Here is a 1,328-nt window from a genome sequence, read left to right on the forward strand (position 1 = left end):
CACGCTGTCGCCCTCGCAGATCTATGCGTGGATCGGCGTGGTGTTCGCGGCCGTGATGCTGGGTGGGCTCGGCCGCCCGCTCGGGCCGCTGATCGCGGGTTGCATCATCGGCGTGACCGAGGCCGTGACCATGACGGTCACTGCGCCGTCGTGGGCGCCGCTGGTGTCGTTCTCGCTCTTGATGTTCGTGCTGCTGGTGCGGCCGGGGAGGGTGGCATGAAGCGCTCGTTCCTGCTGATTCTTGCGGCCGGCGCGGGGCTGGCTGTGGTGCCGTGGCTCGGGCTGCCGGCGTTCTACGAATCGATCCTGTACCTGGTGCTGCATTGGGTGGCGCTGGCCACTTCGTGGAACCTGCTGTCGGGCTACTCGGGGTATTTCTCGTTCGGGCATGGCGCGTTTTTCGGCATCGGCATGTACACCACGGCCACGCTGGCGACGCGTTTCGACATTCCGTTTCTCTGGACGCTGCCGGCCGCCGCCGTGGTGGCTGCGCTGTTCGGCACGCTGCTGGGCGCCGTGGCGTTCCGCGTGCAGGCAGTGCGCGCCGAGCTGTTCTCGCTGCTGACGCTGGCCGCCACCTTCGTGGTGGCGACCATCATCCTCAACACGCCCATCGATGGCGGCCCCGGCGTGTACATGAGCGCCGTGGCGGTGCCGCAGATCGGGCCGACGGCCTCGGGCACCTTCTATCTGCTGGCCCTGGGCGTAGCAGTGCTGACGGTGCTGGCGTCGCTCGCCGTGTACCACTCGCGCTTCGGCACCGGGCTGTTCGCCATTCATGACGACGAGGACGTGGCCGAGGTGATGGGCGTGCCCACGTACCGCTTCAAGCTCGGCGCCTTCGCGCTCTCGTGCGGGCTGGCGGGCGTGGTGGGCGGCGTGCATGCGCTCTTCGTGTCGTACGTGACCACGGGCGACACCTTCACCATCGCGATGCCGCTCACGGTGGTGCTGATGTCGGTGCTCGGCGGCACGCGCCACTGGGCCGGGCCCATCGTCGGTGCGACGGCGATCACGCTGCTGCTCTATGCCTTCACGGGCGGCGACAGCGCGATCATCGGCAAGGGCCTGACGGGGCTGGTGCTGATCGTGGTGATCCTTTTCATGCCGGAAGGCTTGCTGGGGCAGGCGCTGAAGTGGTGGAACGCGCGGCGCGGTGCGCCTGCTGCTTCGTCCGCGCCGGTCCATGTGGCCGTGGCGGATGAAGTGCAAAAGCCCGCCGGCATCACCGGCGAAGTGCTGCTGCGCGCCTAGGGCGTGCGCAAGTCTTTCAAGGGCGTGCACGCGCTGCGCGGTGTGAGCCTCGAAGTGCGACGCGGCGAGATCCT

2 protein-coding genes are annotated in these 1,328 nt (G+C 68.4%); both read left to right on the forward strand.

The window, feature by feature from the left end; all coding sequences use genetic code 11:
- The coding region (locus ACSFA3_RS23670) for an ABC transporter permease subunit (RefSeq protein ID WP_435507857.1) at window positions 1-220 on the forward strand (220 nt) is incomplete at its 5' end.
- Window positions 217-1,254, forward strand: a complete 1,038-nt coding sequence (locus ACSFA3_RS23675) for a branched-chain amino acid ABC transporter permease (protein ID WP_435507858.1) — start codon at window positions 217-219, stop codon at window positions 1,252-1,254. The genes ACSFA3_RS23670 and ACSFA3_RS23675, both read left to right, overlap by 4 nt.
- Window positions 1,255-1,328 lie beyond the last annotated feature (74 nt).

The sequence above is a fragment of the Variovorax glucosi genome, assembly GCF_051216695.1.
GTDB lineage: Bacteria > Pseudomonadota > Gammaproteobacteria > Burkholderiales > Burkholderiaceae_C > Variovorax.

Bases quoted from the DNA above. Each gene is read 5' to 3' on its own strand.
- ACSFA3_RS23675 (WP_435507858.1), top strand. From the start codon at position 217: ATGAAGCGCTCGTTCCTGCTGATTCTTGCGGCCGGCGCGGGGCTGGCT.